The 513-nt window shown below is 63.9% G+C and carries 1 pseudogene; it reads left to right on the top strand.

Annotated features, from left to right (window positions below):
• Window positions 1-513: pseudogene (locus EOA29_RS39580) on the top strand (PQQ-binding-like beta-propeller repeat protein); the annotation flags it as partial.

Below are 513 nucleotides of genomic sequence, written 5' to 3'. Positions count from 1 at the left end.
AGCTGGACCCCGACCGCCAGCATCAGACCTGCCGCGGTGTTTCCTATTACGCCGATGCCAAGATCGCGGCCGGACAACCATGCGCCGCGCGTGTCTATCTGCCGACGTCCGACGCGCGTCTGATCGCGCTCGATGCCGCGAACGGCCAGGTATGTCCGTCCTTTGCCGAAGGCGGGACGCTAAACCTGCTCGCCAACATGCCCTATCCGAAGTCGGGCTACTATTATTCGACCTCGGCGCCGCTGATCGTCGCCGGCAAGATCATCGTCGGCGGCGCGGTCAACGACAATTATTCGACCGAGGAGCCTTCGGGCGTCATTCGCGCCTACGACGCCGGCACTGGCGCGCTGTTGTGGAATTGGGATTCCGGCAATCCGGACCAGACGACGCCGCTGCCTGCGGGGCAAAAATACACGAACAACTCGCCGAACATGTGGTCGACGGCGAGCGCCGACGAGAAGCTCGGCCTGCTCTATGTGCCGCTCGGCAACCAAACGCCGGACCAGCTCGGCA

The sequence above is a fragment of the Mesorhizobium sp. M1E.F.Ca.ET.063.01.1.1 genome, from assembly GCF_003998155.1.
Classification (GTDB): Bacteria; Pseudomonadota; Alphaproteobacteria; order Rhizobiales; family Rhizobiaceae; genus Mesorhizobium.
Note: the sequence above shows the minus strand (reverse complement) of the source record. Positions and strands in the feature narration are given on the sequence as shown.